The 16,714-nt window shown below is 67.7% G+C and carries 14 protein-coding genes; 7 read left to right on the forward strand and 7 right to left on the reverse strand.

The window, feature by feature from the left end; all coding sequences use genetic code 11:
- Positions 1-49: 49 nt before the first annotated feature.
- The 4 genes from KDK82_RS23520 to KDK82_RS23535 all read right to left on the reverse strand — a co-directional run bounded on the left by KDK82_RS23520 (position 50) and on the right by KDK82_RS23535 (position 6,028).
- Positions 50-550 (reverse strand): NUDIX hydrolase, encoded by a 501-nt coding sequence (locus KDK82_RS23520; protein ID WP_012207810.1) that lies wholly within the window; start codon positions 548-550, stop codon positions 50-52.
- 90 nt (positions 551-640) lie between these two features.
- Positions 641-1,165 (reverse strand): GNAT family N-acetyltransferase, encoded by a 525-nt coding sequence (locus KDK82_RS23525; protein WP_179217968.1) that lies wholly within the window; start codon positions 1,163-1,165, stop codon positions 641-643.
- A gap of 94 nt (positions 1,166-1,259) precedes the next feature.
- Positions 1,260-2,261, reverse strand: a complete 1,002-nt coding sequence (locus tag KDK82_RS23530) for an HD-GYP domain-containing protein (protein ID WP_012207812.1) — start codon at positions 2,259-2,261, stop codon at positions 1,260-1,262.
- Positions 2,258-6,028, reverse strand: a complete 3,771-nt coding sequence (locus KDK82_RS23535) for a PAS domain S-box protein (protein ID WP_088166381.1) — start codon at positions 6,026-6,028, stop codon at positions 2,258-2,260. Before KDK82_RS23535 ends, KDK82_RS23530 begins: the two co-directional genes overlap by 4 nt.
- A gap of 150 nt (positions 6,029-6,178) precedes the next feature.
- On the opposite strand from KDK82_RS23535, the gene KDK82_RS23540 reads away from it, so the two are divergent.
- On the forward strand, positions 6,179-6,439 hold the full coding sequence (locus tag KDK82_RS23540; protein WP_013804781.1) for a DUF2061 domain-containing protein: 261 nt from the start codon (positions 6,179-6,181) through the stop codon (positions 6,437-6,439).
- 433 nt (positions 6,440-6,872) lie between these two features.
- On the opposite strand, the gene KDK82_RS23545 is transcribed toward KDK82_RS23540, so the two are convergent.
- The gene (locus KDK82_RS23545; protein WP_088166382.1) at positions 6,873-7,841 is read right to left on the reverse strand and encodes a LysR family transcriptional regulator; all 969 of its coding nucleotides are present in this window, start codon (positions 7,839-7,841) and stop codon (positions 6,873-6,875) included.
- Positions 7,842-8,086: 245 nt separating this feature from the next.
- Between KDK82_RS23545 and KDK82_RS23550 the strand changes: the two genes are divergently transcribed.
- Entirely contained in the window at positions 8,087-9,445 is a 1,359-nt protein-coding gene (locus tag KDK82_RS23550; protein WP_088166383.1) for an aspartate aminotransferase family protein, read from the forward strand.
- A 79-nt stretch (positions 9,446-9,524) separates the two neighbouring features.
- On the opposite strand, the gene KDK82_RS23555 is transcribed toward KDK82_RS23550, so the two are convergent.
- Positions 9,525-10,541, reverse strand: coding sequence for a tripartite tricarboxylate transporter substrate binding protein (locus KDK82_RS23555; RefSeq protein ID WP_013804784.1), 1,017 nt, complete (start codon positions 10,539-10,541; stop codon positions 9,525-9,527).
- 114 nt (positions 10,542-10,655) lie between these two features.
- Positions 10,656-11,708, reverse strand: coding sequence for an FCD domain-containing protein (locus tag KDK82_RS23560; RefSeq protein WP_088166384.1), 1,053 nt, complete (start codon positions 11,706-11,708; stop codon positions 10,656-10,658).
- 244 nt (positions 11,709-11,952) lie between these two features.
- Here KDK82_RS23560 and KDK82_RS23565 point away from each other — a divergent pair, with 244 nt between their 5' ends.
- From KDK82_RS23565 to KDK82_RS23585, 5 genes are all read left to right on the forward strand, one after another.
- On the forward strand, positions 11,953-13,158 hold the full coding sequence (locus KDK82_RS23565; RefSeq protein ID WP_088166385.1) for an ABC transporter substrate-binding protein: 1,206 nt from the start codon (positions 11,953-11,955) through the stop codon (positions 13,156-13,158).
- Between the two features lie 201 nt (positions 13,159-13,359).
- A complete protein-coding gene (locus tag KDK82_RS23570; RefSeq protein ID WP_012207821.1) occupies positions 13,360-14,220 on the forward strand; it encodes a branched-chain amino acid ABC transporter permease in 861 nt (286 codons plus the stop codon).
- Between the two features lie 5 nt (positions 14,221-14,225).
- Positions 14,226-15,218: a branched-chain amino acid ABC transporter permease gene (locus tag KDK82_RS23575; RefSeq protein ID WP_016447228.1), complete on the forward strand. Its 993-nt coding sequence runs from the start codon at positions 14,226-14,228 to the stop codon at positions 15,216-15,218.
- Positions 15,215-15,994, forward strand: a complete 780-nt coding sequence (locus KDK82_RS23580) for an ABC transporter ATP-binding protein (RefSeq protein WP_012207823.1) — start codon at positions 15,215-15,217, stop codon at positions 15,992-15,994. The genes KDK82_RS23575 and KDK82_RS23580 overlap by 4 nt, the downstream gene beginning before the upstream one ends.
- Positions 15,991-16,701, forward strand: coding sequence for an ABC transporter ATP-binding protein (locus KDK82_RS23585; RefSeq protein ID WP_013804788.1), 711 nt, complete (start codon positions 15,991-15,993; stop codon positions 16,699-16,701). Before KDK82_RS23580 ends, KDK82_RS23585 begins: the two co-directional genes overlap by 4 nt.
- Positions 16,702-16,714: the final 13 nt, after the last annotated feature.

Raw genomic sequence — 16,714 nt, forward strand, 5'->3', positions numbered from 1 at the left:
GGCGTTTTGTGACAGACAGGGCCGGCATGGTGCTCGGTGCCTTGGTGACTCAGTGGGGCTGCGGAGCCTGCATCACGCTGGGATCGGTATGGATCAGCTCCAGCGGGTAGCGGCGGCCGGCCAGGTAGTCCTCGATGCTTTGCATCACCAGCGGGCTGCGGTGCTGGGCTGCGCAGGCCTTGAGTTCGTCCAGCGTCATCCAGACCGTGCGCAGGATGCCGTCGTCCAGCGGCTGGCCGGGCCGGAAGTCGCCCAGCTCGCCCGTGAACGCAAAACGCAGATAGGTGATGTCCGAACCCGTGCGCGTGCGCACGAAGCGGTTCAGGTAAATGCCGACCAGGGCCGTGGGCACGAAGTCGTGCGCGGTTTCCTCATCGACCTCGCGCACGCAGGCGGCGATGGGCGACTCGGCCGGGTCGAGATGGCCTGCGGGCGTGTTGTAGCGCACGCCATCGGCCGTGTCTTCTTCCACCAGCAGAAAACGGCCATCGCGCTCAATGATGGCCGCCACAGTGACATTGGGTTTCCAGCGATCGGGCATGGCGCGCATTATGACCAGAGGCGGCCAGCACGTCCCCGGCCAAAACCCCATCAACACGCCCTCAACACGCCCTGCCGGCCACCCACGCGACACCGCGCCCTACAGCGGCCGGACCATGTACAGCGCACCATCGCCATAGCTGTCCAGGCGCTGCTGCTGCAGCGGGTTCACCAGCGCCTGCACGGCATAGCCATGGCGCTCCCAGTAGCCGCGTGAGCCCTGCACCGAGACCAGGGCCGTGTGGCGCAGGCCCTCGGCACGCGCCCTGTCCCACAGCGGCGCCAGCAGCGCGCGCGCCAGGCCCTGGCCTGCAGCGTCGGGGTGCACGGCCATGTCGTGCAGGTAGAGGGTGTCAGCCTGCTCCACGGCTTCGAAGTCACCGTGCAGCGGGGTGATCTTGGCCATCCGGCTGCGGTAGGCCGCGAGGTAGGCGCGCACCCGGCCGCCCTGCTCCAGCGCCAGCGAGCAGTTCGCCGCGCTGGCCAGGCGCCGCGCAAAGACCTCGCCGCTCTCGGCATAGTCCGCGCCATAGCAGGCCAGCTGGATGTGCAGCAGGTCGGACAGGTCGGCAGCGGTCAGTGCGCGGACATGGAAGCGGTCAGCGAGGGGCGGGGGAGAAGACATGGACAAGTCATTTGAGCGCCGATGGCAGGCCCGCCAGGGTAAGCGATGGCCCATGCCCCAGCATGCCCTGCCGGAATCGGTGCTGCCGGTGCAGTCAATCCTTCCAGCGCTCGCGTATGTCTTCCAGCTGCGGGCGCAGGCCGATGAACAGCGGCACCAGGCGCGGGTCGAAGTGGGCGCCGGCCTGCTGCTCTATGTGCTCCATGGCGTCGTCCACGGTCCAGGCGTGCTTGTAGGGGCGCTCCGTGGTGAGCGCGTCGAACACGTCGGCCACGGCCACGATGCGCGAGGCAAGCGGAATGTCCTCGCCCGCCAGGCCCTGCGGGTAGCCCGTGCCGTCCCATTTCTCGTGATGGGTCAGCGCAATGCTGTAGGCCATCTGCAGCACCTGGGAGTCGTGCTCGCCAATGATCTCGGCGCCGATCTGCGGATGACGGCGCATGACCGTCCATTCCTCGGCCGTCAGCGGGCCGTTCTTGAGCAGGATGGCGTCGGGGATGCCGATCTTGCCCACGTCGTGCATGGGCGCGGCGTTGAGCAGGTCGTCCGCCCACTCGTCCGTGCAGCCGGCCGCCAGCGCCAACGTCTTTGCGTAGTGGCTCATGCGGATCACGTGCATGCCGGTTTCGTTGTCGCGGTACTCGGCCGCGCGGCCCAGGCGCTGCACGATCTGCAGGCGGGTGCTGCGCAACTCGTCGAGCTTGACCAGCGACAGGTGGTTGCGCACCCGCGCGCGCACCACGGGCGCACGCACGGGCTTGACGATGTAGTCCACCGCGCCGGAGGCAAAGCCCAGCGCCTCGTCCTGCCCGTCCGACAGGGCCGTGATGAAGATCACCGGGATGCGGGCGGTGTCGGCCTGTGCCTTGAGCTGGCGGCACACGGCGTAGCCGTCCAGCTCGGGCATCATGATGTCCAGCAGGATCAGGTCCGGCTGGTGCTGTGCCAGCTGCAGTGCCTTGCGCCCGTCCGTGGCGAACGAGAGCCGGTAGTCCTCGCCCAGGATCTGGCGCAGCACATGCAGGTTGGTCGGGTCGTCATCGACCAGCAGCAGGCGCGGGCGCTTGTCCGTTGCCAGTAGATTGGGCGCATTCATGCTCTGTCTCCATCGATCGAGGGCAGTTGCTGCTGCAGCTGCTGGGCGCATTCCTGCGCACGCTCGAAGTCGAAATTATCCAGTGCCTGCTGCAGTGGTTGCAGCTGTTCGGCCGTCAGCATGCGCACCAGGGCCTGCATGGCCTGCCCGTCCAGCTCCCCGCTTTGCAATGCGGCAACGATGCGCTCCAGCCAGGGCCGGGCATCGGCCGGCAGGCAGGACGCGCCGCCCTGCGGCCCGGCATCGGCCACGGGCGGCGCCGGTGCCGTGCCGCCGGGCAGCGCCTGGCCCGCGACCTCGGCCACCGGCATGGCGGCCGGATGGCGCTGGCGCAGCTCCTGCGTCACGGCATCCAGCGCCTGCTGCAACTGGTCGATGAGGGCAAGCAGCTGGGGCTGCGGGGCGCCATCCTGCGCATGGCCTTCCAGGCGCGATGCCAGGCGGTACACGGCCTGCAGCCCCAGGTTGCCTGCCGCGCCGCGCACGCGGTGCGCCAGGCCCACCAGGGCTTCGGTCCCCGGGCGCTGCAGGGCACGGCGCAGGCGATCGGCCAGGTCAAGCTGCTCATTCAGAAAGCGCCGAATGGCGGCCACCAGCGGATCGACCCGGCCCCACAGCGCAATGCCCGAGGCCCAGTCCACCGTGACATCGGGCAGCCCCGCCTGGGCACTGGCGGGCGCAGGCGGCCTGGCCTCCTTGAGTGCCACCTGCAGCGACAGCAGCCGCGCGATCTCGGCCTGCAGCCGCGCCATGTCCAGCGGTTTGGAGGCAAAGCCGTCCATGCCGGCGGCGCTGGCGTCGCTGCGGTCCTTCTCCAGCACGCTGGCCGACAGCGCGACGATGGGCACGGGCCGGCGCTGCAGTTGCCGCTCCCAGACGCGGATGGCGCGCGCCGCCGCCAGGCCGTCCATGCCCGGCATCTGCAGGTCCATCAGCACCACGTCGAAGGGCGGCTCCTGTGCCTGCACGCAGCGCAGCGCCTCGGCGCCGTCATGCGCCAGCGCCATCTGGTGGTTCTGGCTGGAGAAGTTGATCTGCAGCAGCTCCAGGTTCTCGGGCACATCGTCCACGGCCAGGATGTGCAGCGGCGGCAGGCCGCGGCTGGCCGCGCCGCGCTCGGACAGCGGGCTCTCGCCGACCGGCAGGGGCAGGCGCACCTCGAACACCGTGCCCACGCCCACCGTGCTGTGCAGCTGGATGCTGCCGCCCATGAGCTCGGCCAGCTGGCGCGAGATGGTCGTGCCCAGGCCCGTGCCGCCAAAGCGCCGCGTGGTCGAGGCATCGGCCTGGGCGAAGGGGTCGAAGATGCGGTGAATCTTCTCGGGCGCGATGCCGATGCCCGTGTCATGCACATCGAGCTGCAGCACGCCCTGCTCGTAGCGCACGCGCAGCAGCACATGGCCACGCTCGGTGAACTTCACGGCATTGCCCAGCAGGTTCACCAGGATCTGCTGCACGCGCATGCCGTCGCCACGCAGGGCCGCCGGTGTGTGCGGGTCGTAGTCCAGGCGCAGGTCCAGGCCCTTGCGGTCGGCCGTGATGCGCAGCGACGCCAGGATCTGCTGGCACAGCTCGCGCACCGAGAAATCCTCGATCTCCAGCTCCACCGCGCCCTTGTCGAGCTTGGCCGTGTCCAGGATGTCATTGAGCAGGCGCAGCATGGAGCGCGCCGCGTAGTGCACCGTGTCCAGGTAGCGCGCCTGCGTGGGCTGCAGGGCGGTTTCGCGCAGCGCCTCGGTGAAGCCGATGATGGCGTTCATGGGCGTGCGGATTTCGTGGCTCATGTTGGCCAGGAAGGTGCTGCGCGCGGCGGCGGCGGCCTCGGCATGCTCCTTGGCCAGCACCAGCTCCTGGGCCAGCTTGCGCTGGGCGCTGATGTCGGTGAGCAGCTTGACGATCTTGTAGGGCCGGCCGTCGGCGTCGCGTATGGGGTTGTAGGTGGCCTGCACCCAGATGCGCCGCCCCTCGCGCCCGCAGCGCAGGAATTCGCCGGCCTGGAACTCGCCCTCGGCCAGCCGGCGCCAGAACTGCACATGCTCGGGCGTGTGGGCATAGCCGGGCTCGCAGAACATGCCGTGGTGGCGGCCCGCGACCTCGTCGAGCCGGTAGCCGAACAGGTCCAGGAAATTGCGGTTGGCGCGCAGCACTTGGCCCATCAGGTCGTACTCGATGGTAGCCAGCGACAGGTCGATGGCGCGCACCGTGCCCTCGAACTCGGCATTGCGCGCGCGCGCCGCCGTCTGGTCCATGATCACGCCGTCGATCCAGGTCAGCTCGTCGTGCTCGTTGAAGACGCCGCGCCCGGTCTCGGACACCCAGCGGGTGCTGCCGTCGCGGTGCAGCAGGCGGTAGTCGGCGTTGTAGGTCTGGCGCCGTGACAGCGAATGCGAGACCGCAGCCTCCAGCCGGTCGCGGTCCTCGGCATGGATGAGCCGGTCCCAGCCCGTGAGTCCGTCCGTGAAGTCCTGCTCCGTCCAGCCGGTCAGCTCCTTGATGGAGCGGCTGAGCAGCAGCGGCGTCCACTTGCCGTCGTACAGGCAGCGGAAGGTGGTGCCCGGCACGTTGTTGATCAGGGTGCGGTACTGCTCCTCGCTGCGGCGCAGCGACTGCAGCATCTGGCGGCGCTCGCGGATGTCGGTCACAAAGCCCACGAACAGCGGATCGCCCGCAATCGCCACACGGCCCACGGCCAGGCGCACGGCGATCTGCGTGCCGTCCTTGTGCAGGGCATGGACATCGCGGCTGGAGCCGAGCAGGCCTGCAAAGCCCGCGGCCAGCTGCTTTTCCAGCGAGCCGCCCTCACCATCGCAGCCCGACGCGGGCATGAGCAGGCTGGCGCTGCGGCCCAGCACCTCCTGCGCCGTCCAGCCCAGCAGCCGCTCGGCCGCGCCGTTGAACGAGACGATGCTGCCGCGCCCGTCGATCATCACGATGCCGTCCACCGCCGTATCCACCACGGCGCGCAGGCGCGACTCGCTGCGCTGGACCTGCCGGTAGATCTGGCGGTAGCGCAGCGTCATGTTGACCGCGAGCACCAGGCCGAAGACCAGCACCACCACGCCCACGATGGAGAACACCAGCAGCGCATGCGTGGGCGCCTCCTGCTGCGCCAGCGCATCGATACCGGGCTTGAGGCGCAGTGCGTACAGGCCCGCATAGTGCATGCAGGAAATGGCCAGGCCCATGACTATGCCGGCCACCAGGGTGGGCCACAGGCGGCCCGTGTTGCCCAGCCGAAAGCGCACCCACAGCGACAGCATGGCCATGGTGGCGGCCACGATCACCGACAGCAGCACGCCCCAGGGGTCGTAGAGCATCAGGCTCCAGGTCTGGGCCGCCGCCATGCCGATGTAGTGCATGGAGCCAATGCCCAGCCCCATGAGCACGCCGCCGCCGACCAGCGCCTGGGCGGACAGCCGGGGCCGCACCATCAGCGTCAGCGCCAGCCAGGACGCCAGCATGCTGGGCAGCATGGACAGCGCGGTGATCCAGGGGTCGTAGTCGCCGAAGGTGCAGGGCACAAAGGCGAGCATGCCGATGAAGTGCATGGCCCAGATGCCGGCGCCCAGGCAGAAGGCTCCGGTCAGCACGCCGGTGCGGCGTATCCGGGGCGAGGCGGCATTGCGCGCCAGCCCCGCGATCTGCATGGCCATCATCGACGTGGCCACGGCCACCACCACCGACAGCGTCACCAGGCCCGGATGCAGCCACTGGAACCACTGCGGATGGGGTGCCCATCCGATCACGAAGATCTCGTCCCAATTCATGGCGCCCCCCCTGAATGGCACAGGGCCACGGCACCTGCCTGCCCGCCATCGATAGTCTTCATGTCTTTGATATTCATTTTCGATTGGCCGCAGCTATTGATCACACCTAGCATGGAGTCTCATCACGAGAAAAGCCCCGAGGAAAGCCCCATGACCCGCATCCGCCAGACCTTGCACCACCACCGCCACACGCTGATGAAAACCGCCAGCTACTACGTCATCCACGTCACGGTGGCGGCGGCCGTGGCCTATGCCGTGACCCGCAACCTCTGGGCCGCGCTGACGCTCAGCCTGCTGGAGCCCACCGTCCAGGCCGTGGCCTTCTTCTTCCATGAAAAGCTCTGGGAACGGGGCCTGCGCCGCCGTGCCGATGCCGCCGCCGCGATGGCGCCGCCCACGGCTGCAGCCTGAGCCTGCCGGTAGCACGGAGATGAACATGCCCTTGCCCATGCCCATGCCGACAGCCATGCAGCCCCTTGGCGCAGACTCATTCGGGAAATGGCTGGCCGAGACCCTGGCCAGGATGGTCGATGGCGGCACGGGCTGAAACCCGGCCCTGCCGTGGCGGCAAGAGAGGTGGACATGGCGGCGCATGGTGGCAAGAACCCGGGAAATGCGAAATCGTTGGTATCAAGGCGCTGCTCGTACGGCCCAGGGCCGACACGGAATCCATGCATGCATGTCGGCGCAATCGGGGCGGACTGAAGCCCTGGCCCCGGCCACAATGCCAAACATTGTCAAGCGCATACGCTGCAAAAACCTGAGTACAAGCTGTGCAAAAACCTGTGCACATCCTGATATCAAACCTGTGAATTTCCTCTTTCCAAGGCTGTGATGAACCCGTTCATCCATGGTGCACGGCCAGCAGGGCGTCAATGAAGACCCGGGCTGCACGCCCAGGGGCCACGGCATTGCGCCAGACGGCGAAGAAATCGCACAGATAGAAAAAGCGGTGCGGTGCCACGGCCTGCAGCAGGCCCTGGTCCTGCATGGCCTGTGCATAGTGATCGGGCAGAAAGCCAAGGTAGCGGCCCGATCGCACCAGCATGGCAATGGCCTCCTGGTCAAAACCCGTGGCCTGGCGTTGCAGGCCGGCCTGGTGGCTGAGCGCCATGTTGGGCGACTGGTAGCCCAGGCCTGCAAAGGCATGTGCGCCCAGGCTGTCCCAGTCCAGCCCGCCATGGTCGGCGCCATGCAGCGGATGGCCGGGGGCGCAGTACAGCTGCATGCGCTCGCCAAACAGCCGGGCGCTGTCCAGCGCGCCCGAACTGGGTGCCGATGGCAGCACGCCCACCTGCCAGCGCCCCTCCATCAGCCCGCGCTCGATGGCCTGGATGGAGGCCACATGCAGGCGCAGATGCAGCTGCGGCGCCTGGTCGTGCAAAACGCCGATCGCCTCGGGTATGCGCGACTGCGGATTGCCCACGGTCTTGTCGAACAGCGCCACGTCCAGCGTGCCGGCCAGCCGACCATGGATGTCGTCCACCTGGCCCAGGAAGCCTTCCACGCCACCGAGCAGTTGCAAGGTGGCCTCGTAGATGCGATGGCCTTCGGGCGTGAGCGCGAAGCCCGCGCGCCCGCGCCGGCACAGCGTCAGGCCCAGGCGCTCCTCCAGGTCCTTCATATGGCGACTCAGCGTGGAGCTGCCGATGTTCAGCTCCAGCTCGGCAGCCGACATGCCGCCGCACTCGACCACGGCCTTGAACACGCGCAGCAGGCGCAGGTCCATGTCGCCCAACTGGCCCAGCGCGGCGCGCGCGCGCCCGTCCCGCGCCGGGCGGCCTGGGGTGCTGTCCATCGAAAAATCCGCCATCGCCCTTCGCCTCCCGGTGCCCGCCTGAACCGGCCACCACTACAGGGGAGCCACTATAGGCGAGCACCAGGGCGGAGACGGCCATGGATTCCCACAATGCGCGCTCTCCGGGCCCGGAGCGGCAAGCCCTTGTTCACTTGCAGGAATCCGCAAGTGAACCTCGATATCACGCACTTCGAGAAATCAAAAGGCACGATCACAATGGGCCGGTTCCTTTATTTCTTTCCCGGCCCGAGGAGATCACCATGACCCTGGTTCCCACCGAACAAGGCACTGCAGCCGCCACGCGCACCGATGCCGCCTGGCTTGACGCCCACTGGATGCCCTTCACCGGCAACCGCGAGTTCAAGGCGCGCCCGCGCATGATCACCAGCGCCCAGGGCGCCTACTACACCGATGCCGACGGCCGCAAGATCTTCGACGGCCTGTCGGGCCTGTGGTGCTCGGGCCTGGGCCATGGCCGCCGCGAGATCGCCGAAGCCATCGGCCGCGCGGCCCAGCAGCTGGACTATGCGCCGGCCTTCCAGTTCGGCCACCCGGCCTCGTTCGCGCTGGCCAACAAGATCAAGGAGCTGACGCCTGCAGGCCTGGACCATGTGTTCTTCACGGGCTCGGGCTCGGAGGCGGCCGACACGGCGCTGAAGATGGCACGCGCCTACTGGCGCGCCAAGGGCCAGGGCGGCAAGACCCGGCTGATCGGGCGCGAGAAGGGCTACCACGGCGTGAACTTCGGCGGCATCTCCGTCGGCGGCATGGTGGGCAACCGCAAGACCTTCGGCCAGGGCGTGGAGGCCGACCATCTGCCGCACACGCAGCCGGCGCTGGGGTCCTTCCACAAAGGCATGCCCACCACCGATGGCCGCGCGCTGGCCGACCGGCTGCTGGACCTGATCGCACTGCATGACGCCAGCAACATCGCGGCCGTCATCGTCGAGCCCTTCTCGGGCTCGGCCGGCGTGGTGATTCCGCCGGCCGGCTACCTGCAGCGCCTGCGCGAGATCTGCACGCAGAACAACATCCTGCTGATCTTCGACGAGGTCATCACGGGCTTCGGCCGCTGCGGCGCCATGACGGGGGCCGAGGCCTTCGGCGTCACGCCCGACATCATGAACATCGCCAAGCAGGTGACCAATGGCGCCCAACCCCTGGGCGCCGTGGTGGCCAGCAAGGAGATCTACGACACCTTCATGGCAGCGGGCGGCCCCGAGTACATGCTGGAGTTCCCGCACGGCTACACCTACTCGGCCCACCCCATTGCCTGCGCAGCAGGCGTGGCCGCGCTGGACCTGCTGCAGCGCGAGGACGGCCCGGGCCGCGTGCGCGCGCTGGCCCCGTTCTTCGAGCAGGCCGTGCACAGCCTCAAGGGAGCAAAGCATGTGGCCGACATCCGCAACTTCGGCCTGGCTGCGGGCTTCACCATCGAGTCGCTGCCCGGCGAGCCGGCCCGCCGTCCCTACGAGATCGCCATGAAGTGCTGGGACAAGGGCTTTTACGTGCGCTACGGCGGCGACACCATCCAGATAGCGCCGCCCTTCATCAGCGAGAAGGCCGAGATCGAGCGGCTGGTCAGCGCCCTGGGCGATGCCCTGACGGAAACGAACTGAGCATCTCCGGCACATGAGAAAAGCCCCTGGGCCGTGAGGCCGCAGGGGCTTTTTACATGGCAACGGCAAGGCTGCGAAATCAGTCCAGCGTGATGCCCGCGTTCTTGATCACATCGCGCCACTTGTCCACTTCCACGCGCAGGAACTGGGCCGAGGCATCGGGCTTGAGGCCCGAGGGCAGCACGCCCATGGCGTCCAGCTTTTCCTTGACCTCGGGCGCGGGCAGGGCCTTGGCGATCTCGGCGTAGAGCCTGTCCACGATGGGCTTGGGCGTGCCTGCGGGCACGGCCGCGAGGAACCAGGCATCGGCCGTGAAGTCCTTGAGGCCGGCCTCGGACATGGTGGGCACGTCGGGCATGGACTGCAGGCGTTCGTTGTGGGCCACGGCCAGGGCGCGCACCTTGCCGGCCTTGAGCTGCGCGGCAATCGTCACGGCCGTGAGAAAGCCGAAGTCGGTCTCACCGGCGGCCAGCGACACCACGGAAGGCGCACTGCCCTTGTAGGGCACATGGCCGATCTTGACCTTGGCCTGCATGGCATACAGCTCGGCGCCCAGGTGGTTGGGGCCGCCCGTGCCCGACGAGGGGTAGTTGAGCTTGCCGGGCTGGGCCTGCGCCGCCGCCGTCAGCTCCTTGAGCGAGTGGAACGGGCTTTGCGCGCCCACGGTGAGCACCAGCGGGCTGCGTGCCACCAGGCTGATGGGCGCGAAGTCGCGCAGCGGGTCATAGGGCAGCTTGGTGTACAGGCCCTTGGCCATGGCCATGCAGCCCACATCGCCCAGCACCACGGTGTAGCCGTCGGCCGGCGCCTTGGCCACCAGGTCGCAGCCGATGGTGCCGTTGGCGCCGGGCTTGTTGTCCACCACCACCGTGGTGTGCATGCTCTCGCCCATCTTTTGCGCCAGCAGGCGGCCCAGGATGTCGGTGGAGCCGCCAGGCGCAAAGGGCACGACCAGGCGAATGGTCTTGGACGGATAGCTGCCTGCGCCCTGGGCATGGGCAAGGGGCGCCGCCAGCGTGGCCGCCAGCGCCAGGCCGCCGGCCAGGGCGCGCCACAGGGCAGGGGTACGGGAAGATGCGAAAGGGGTTTGTCTCATGCTGTTGTCTCGTGAGGGGGGTGGAATGCGTGAAGGCCGAGCGCGCGGCAGCATACCAGCAGCGGGCGGCGCGAAACGCGTGGCGCGGGGCGGCAATGACCGGCGCGGGACAGTTCAGGAGGCCGCGCGCTTGCGTGCGGCGGCGGGACGCACGGAAGGTGGCGTGGCGGGCGCCTTTGGAGGTGCCTTCGGAGCCGCCTTTGCAGTGGGCTTTGCATTGGTCTTTGCGACGGCTTTTGCGGTGGTCTCTGCGGCCGGCCTTGCCGTTGTTTTTGGCGCCGTCTTTGCTGCCGTTCTGGGTGCCGACTCTGCTGCCTTTTTTGGTGCAGTCCTTGGCACTGCCATCGCCGGCTTTTCTACCGGCTGCACGGCGCGTTGCGGACGCGGGCTGCGCAGGCTGTCGGCATCCAGGATGAGCCGCCCCTGGATGCGGCCCTTCATGCGCTTGACGCTGCTGGCTGCATCCCGCATGTGCTGCTGCATCAGCGCATGCACCTTCACGGCATCGCGTTCGCGTGCGGCCTGCACGATGTCGCGGTGGATCCGGGCATTGGCCTCGCCAAAGCGCCGGTGCTCGGACTGGGGCGTGCGGTTGGCGAAGACGATGAGCTGGCGAATCATCTCGTTGATGAGCTCGCAGGTGAAGCGCAGGAAGGGGTTGGGATTGGCCGCTGCAAGGATGTCGTGGAAGTTCACGTCCTCGCGCCGCTGGCTCACCAGGTCCTCGCTGCTTTGCGTGGGGTCGCAGCAGGCGATGCTGTGCTCCAGCGCGTCGAAATCCGCCTCGGTCAGATGGGGCACGGCGCCTGCCGCCAGTTCGGGCTCCAGCATCTGGCGCACCGTGTAGATGTCGTCGATGGTCACCTCCTGGAAGAACAGGTAGTTCTGCATGAACTGCAGCGTGCGGTCCAGCGGCACCTCGACGACCGTGCCACCGCCCGAAGGGCCGGTGGAGATGGTGATCAGCCCCTGCACTTCCAGCGATTTGAGGGCCTCGCGGATCGTGCCCTTGCTGACCTGGAACTGTGCCTGCAGCTCGCTTTCGCGCGGCAGGCGGTCGCCGGGGCTGAGGTTCTTTTCGGTGATCAGGCGCTTGATCTCCTGGGCCACGAGATCCGGGCGCTTGAGCTGCCGGATTGCCAGGGAGGGCGACTTGGGTGTATCCATTGTTGTGTTCTCCGGAAGGGCACCGGATCGTGTCCGCGCCCAGTCTGCATGCGGGTTTGGTGCAGTATGCACCGCCATGGCGCGTGGCCGTGCCCGCCTAGGGTTAGCACGCGCCCTATTTCTTCTATTTATCACTATAAATATGAATCAAGGAGCCTGCACGCACCCATTTCGACTGGCATGCAACTTGCTCTGAAAAGCGTACCCGGGCCGCCGCGCCTTCAGTTCCCATCACGGAGATCCCATGCAACGTCGTCACCTCCTGCAACTCTCGGCACTGGGCGCATTGCCCGCATCGCTGGGCCTGGGCCGCAGCGTCTGGGCACAGTCCAAGGACAGCATCCAGTTCGCCTGCCCCGTGCCCATGTCGGGCGCCTTCGCGGCCAACGGAAAGTATGCGGACCTGGGCATGAAGCTGGCCATAGAGCAGTACGGCAAGGCGCTGGGCCGTCCGCTGGCCTACACCGTGCTGGACACCGAGGGCAAGCCCGCCACGGCCGTGCGCAAGCTGCAGGAGTCTTCGCAGCAGCAGGGCACGCGCTTCTTCGCAGGCGGCATCCTGTCGTCGGAGGCACTGGCCATGGGCAAGGAGGCCGAGAAGACCGGCGGCATCTTCATCACCACCGCAGGCGCCGACGAGATCACGGGCAAGGACTGCAACAGCGCCACCTTCCGCTGGTCGGCGCCCACCTTCGGCGCCATCGAGCAGACCGTGCGCCCGCTGGTCGAATCCCTGCCCAAGGCCAAGCGCTGGTACACCATCACGCCGCAGTACGTGTTCGGCGACGGCCTGCTGACGGCGGCCAAGAACATCTTCAAGGAAAAGGGCATCGAGCATGTGGGCAACAGCTACCACTCGCTGACCGAAAAGGAGTTCAGCGGCTACCTGACCAATGCCGTGGCCGCCAAGCCCGACGTGCTGCTGCTGCTGAACTTCGGCGCCCAGTCCTCGGACACGCTGCGCCAGGCCATCAGCTTCGGCATGAACAAGAACATGACCATCCTGATCGCCTGGGCCTCGGGGCTGGAGCAGTTCGAATCGCTGGGCGCCGACCTGTGCGACGGCGTGTACTTCGGCGCCCAGTACTGGCACACGGTGGACACGCCGCTCAACCGCGACCTGGTGCAGCGCTGCAACGACAAGTTCAAGGCCAATCCCAACTACAGCCTGGCCGGCCACTACATCTGCACCAAGCTGATGATCGACGCCATCATCAAGGCCGGCACGGCCGACCCCAAGGCCGTTGTCGCCGCGCTGGAAGGCATGAAGTACCAGGGCCTGACGGGCGAGGAAGAAGTGCGCAAGGCCGACCACCAGGTGCTCAAGAGCTACTACCTGCTCAAGGGCAAGGCCAAGTCCAAGATGAAGAACAAGGACGACTACGTGGATGTGGTGAGTTCGGGCAAGTCCTTCCTCCCCATTGATCAGACCGGCTGCAAGCTGGTCTGAGATGAAAGGCACCCCCTGAGGCGCTGCGCGCCTTCCCCCTCTCTCGCTTCGCGGGAGGGGGACGACACCCTCGGTGCGGGGCGGCCCTTCCTCGGTGTCCCTCACTTAGGCCGCGCCAGTTTCATAGGCACAGCACCATGACCGGCGTGCTTCAGAGCCACCGGGCACTTCGCCTCCTTCGTCCATCGTTTCGGACCCTGTATGAGCATCTATCTGCTTCAGACCATCAACGGGATCGGCATAGGCATGCTGTATTTCCTGTTGGCCGTGGGCCTGTCCATCGTTTTCGGCCTGCTGCGTTTCGTGAATTTCGCGCACGGTGCCTTCTACCTGCTGGGCGCCTATTTCTGCTACCAGATGACGCGCTGGGGCATGAGCTTCTGGCTGTCCCTGGTCGTGGTGCCGCTGGCCGTGGGCGCGCTGGGCTGGCTGGTGGAAAAGCTCATGCTGCGCCATGTGTATGCCAAGGCGCATGAGTTCCACATCATCGTCACCGTGGGCCTGGCCCTGGTGGTGCAGGAGCTGGTGATCGTGCAATGGGGCCCGCTGGGCGACAGCGTGGCCGTGCCCGATCTGCTGCAGGGCGTGGTGATGTGGGGCAGCTTCGTCTATCCCAAGTACCGGCTGTTCGTGATCGGCTTCACTGCCGTGCTGGCCGTGCTGCTGTGGTGGCTGCTGGAGGGCACGCGGCTGGGCAGCGCGGTGCGCGCGGGCAGCGAATCGACCGAGATGGTGTCCCTGCTGGGCGTGAACGTGCTGCGCATCTTCAGCCTGGTGTTCGCGCTGGGCGCGGCCACGGCGGCGCTGGCCGGCGTGCTGGCCGCGCCCATACGCGGCGCCGAGCCCTTCATGGGCGTGGAGGCGCTGGGCGTGGCCTTCGTGATCGTGGTCGTGGGCGGGCTGGGCAGCTTCGGCGGCGCCCTGGTCGGCGGCCTGCTGATCGGCATCGTGCAAAGCGTGATGAGCACGCTGTGGCCCGAGGGCGCGCGCCTGATGATCTACGTGGCCATGGCCGCGGTGCTGCTGCTGCGACCCCATGGCCTGCTGGGCCGCAAAGGATGAAGACCATGACCAGGCATTCCCATCTCCTTCTCGCGCTGGCCATCGTGGTGGCCATGCCGCTGTGCATGCAGTCGGGCTCGCTGGCCAGCGAGGTGCTGATCTTCGGCCTCGCGGCCATGGGCTGCAATCTGCTGCTGGGCTACACGGGGCTGCTGTCCTTCGGGCAGGGCATCTTCTTCGGCCTGGGCAGCTACACCATCGCCCTGCTGCTGACGCGCTGGCCCCTGCCCATGCCGCTGGCCCTGCTGGCCGCCACGGCCATGGGAGCCGTGGGCGCGGCCATCGTCGGCTGGGTGGCCATACGCCAGCGTGGCACCTACTTCGTGATGCTGACCTTGGCGTTTGCGCAGATGTTCTACTTCATCGCCTACTCGGCCACGGACATCACCGGCGGCGACAACGGCCTGCTCGATGTGCCCCGCCCCGCCCTCGCGGTGGCCGGCCAGACGCTGTGGCCGCTGGCCACGCCCTGGCAGTACTACGGCTTTGTGGCCGTGCTCTTTCTGGTGGTGTTCTGGCTGCTGCGCCGCGTCTGCGACTCCATGTTCGGCCGCACCCTGCTGGCCGTGCGCGACAACGAGGAGCGCGCCGCCGCCGTGGGCTACGACCTGAGGCTGCTGAAGCTGCAGGCCTTCGTGATCTCGGGCGCGGTCACGGGCCTGGCCGGCGCGCTGCACGCCATGATGACGGGCATCGCCCCGCTGTCCAACGCCGAGTACCACACCAGCGAAATGATCCTGGTGATGACCGTGATCGGTGGCACGGGCAACCTGCTGGCCTCGGTGCTGGGCGCGGCCTTCTATGTGCTGCTGGGCGACTGGCTGTCCACCCTGTGGCCGCGCTGGCTGCTACTGCTGGGCGTGGTGCTGATGATCGTGAGCCTGGGCCTGCAGCGCGGCCTGTGGGGCCTGGGCGAGAGCCTGTGGGCCCTGGTGCGCCGCAAAGGGCCGGCAGATGCCGAGGCGGCCGCTGCAGAAACCAAAGGAGGCCAGGCATGAGCGCCGCAGCATCTCCCATCCTGCTCGAAGCCGTGGGCGTCGAGAAACGCTATGACAAGTTCGTCGCCCTGGGCGGCGTGGACCTCAAGGTCCGCGCCCACACCGTGCACTCGGTGATCGGCCCCAACGGCGCGGGCAAGACCACGCTGTTCCACATGCTCACTGGCACCAAGAGCGTGAGCGGCGGGCGCATCGTCTTCGACGGCCACGACGTGACGCGCGAGCCCGACCACCGCCGCGTGCGCCGTGGCATGGCACGGTCCTTTCAGGTCACCAGCCTGTTCCTGACCCTGCCCGTGCGCGAGAACCTGCGCCTGGCCGCGCAGGGCGTGGCGCCCGCCAGGGCGCTGGACTGCTGGAATGCGCCCGTGGGTGCTCGCGCCCTGGCCGACACCGTGGCCAGCGTGCTGTCGCGCCTGGGCCTGGAGCGCCACGCGGACACGCCGGCCGGCAACCTCTCGCACGGCCAGCAGCGGCGGCTGGAGGTGGGCATGGCCCTGGCCGCACGGCCCAAGGCCATCTTCCTGGACGAGCCGACCTCGGGCATGGGCATCGACGACCTGGACGAGATGAAGCGCCTGATCCAGGGCCTCAGGGACGAGCACACCGTGGTCCTCATCGAACACAACATGAACATCGTCATGGACATCTCCGACACCATCACCGTCATGCAGCAAGGCCGCGTGCTGGCCGAAGGACTGCCCCACGAGATCCGCGCCGACGAGCGCGTGCGCAGCGCCTATCTGGGCAACATGATCACGGGAGGAAAGGCATGAGCGGTCCCCTGCTTTCGGTCGAGGGCATACACGCCCACTACGGCAAGAGCCATGTGCTGCAGGGCGTGTCGCTGCAGGTGCAGGACGGCGAGCTGGTCACGCTGCTGGGCCGCAACGGCGCGGGCAAGACCACCACGCTCAAGTCCATCGCGGGGGTAATGCAGCCCTCGCAGGGGCAGATCCGCTTCGGCGGTGAACCCGTGCACCGGCTGGCCACACACCAGGTGGCCCAGCGCGGCATCTGCCTGGTGCCAGAGCACCGCGGCATCTTCAAGCTGCTCACGGTGGAGGAGAACCTGCTGCTGGGCCAGCGCAAACGCTCGCCCTGGCAGCTGGCCGACATCTACCGCATCTTCCCGCGCCTCAAGGAGCGGCGCGGCAACGGCGGCGGGCAGTTGTCGGGCGGCGAGCAGCAGATGCTGGCCATAGGCCGCGCCCTGATGAACGCGCCGCGCCTGCTCATGCTGGACGAGCCCGTCGAGGGCCTGGCGCCCGTGATCGTGGAGGAGATCGTGGCCCAGCTCAAGACCATCAAGGCCGCTGGCGTGGCGATCTTGCTGGTGGAGCAGAACCTGGAGGTCTGCACCCAGCTGGCCGACCGCCACTACATCATCGAACAGGGTGCGATTGCGCACGAGGCAGGCAATGCCGCTTTCCTGGCCGATGACGCCATCAAGGACCGGTATCTCGGTGTAGGGATCGCCTGATCCACCGCTTTTC

Source organism: Delftia sp. K82 (genome assembly GCF_002193035.1).
Lineage (GTDB): Bacteria > Pseudomonadota > Gammaproteobacteria > Burkholderiales > Burkholderiaceae_C > Comamonas > Comamonas acidovorans.

Coding starts and splice junctions, on each gene's coding strand:
- KDK82_RS23560 (WP_088166384.1), bottom strand. CDS start 11,708: ATGGATACACCCAAGTCGCCCTCCCTGGCAATCCGGCAGCTCAAGCGC.
- KDK82_RS23570 (WP_012207821.1), top strand. CDS start 13,360: ATGAGCATCTATCTGCTTCAGACCATCAACGGGATCGGCATAGGCATG.
- KDK82_RS23580 (WP_012207823.1), top strand. CDS start 15,215: ATGAGCGCCGCAGCATCTCCCATCCTGCTCGAAGCCGTGGGCGTCGAG.
- KDK82_RS23565 (WP_088166385.1), top strand. CDS start 11,953: ATGCAACGTCGTCACCTCCTGCAACTCTCGGCACTGGGCGCATTGCCC.
- KDK82_RS23540 (WP_013804781.1), top strand. CDS start 6,179: ATGACCCGCATCCGCCAGACCTTGCACCACCACCGCCACACGCTGATG.
- KDK82_RS23545 (WP_088166382.1), bottom strand. CDS start 7,841: ATGGCGGATTTTTCGATGGACAGCACCCCAGGCCGCCCGGCGCGGGAC.
- KDK82_RS23575 (WP_016447228.1), top strand. CDS start 14,226: ATGACCAGGCATTCCCATCTCCTTCTCGCGCTGGCCATCGTGGTGGCC.
- KDK82_RS23530 (WP_012207812.1), bottom strand. CDS start 2,261: ATGAATGCGCCCAATCTACTGGCAACGGACAAGCGCCCGCGCCTGCTG.
- KDK82_RS23525 (WP_179217968.1), bottom strand. CDS start 1,165: ATGTCTTCTCCCCCGCCCCTCGCTGACCGCTTCCATGTCCGCGCACTG.
- KDK82_RS23535 (WP_088166381.1), bottom strand. CDS start 6,028: ATGAATTGGGACGAGATCTTCGTGATCGGATGGGCACCCCATCCGCAG.
- KDK82_RS23550 (WP_088166383.1), top strand. CDS start 8,087: ATGACCCTGGTTCCCACCGAACAAGGCACTGCAGCCGCCACGCGCACC.
- KDK82_RS23585 (WP_013804788.1), top strand. CDS start 15,991: ATGAGCGGTCCCCTGCTTTCGGTCGAGGGCATACACGCCCACTACGGC.
- KDK82_RS23555 (WP_013804784.1), bottom strand. CDS start 10,541: ATGAGACAAACCCCTTTCGCATCTTCCCGTACCCCTGCCCTGTGGCGC.
- KDK82_RS23520 (WP_012207810.1), bottom strand. CDS start 550: ATGCGCGCCATGCCCGATCGCTGGAAACCCAATGTCACTGTGGCGGCC.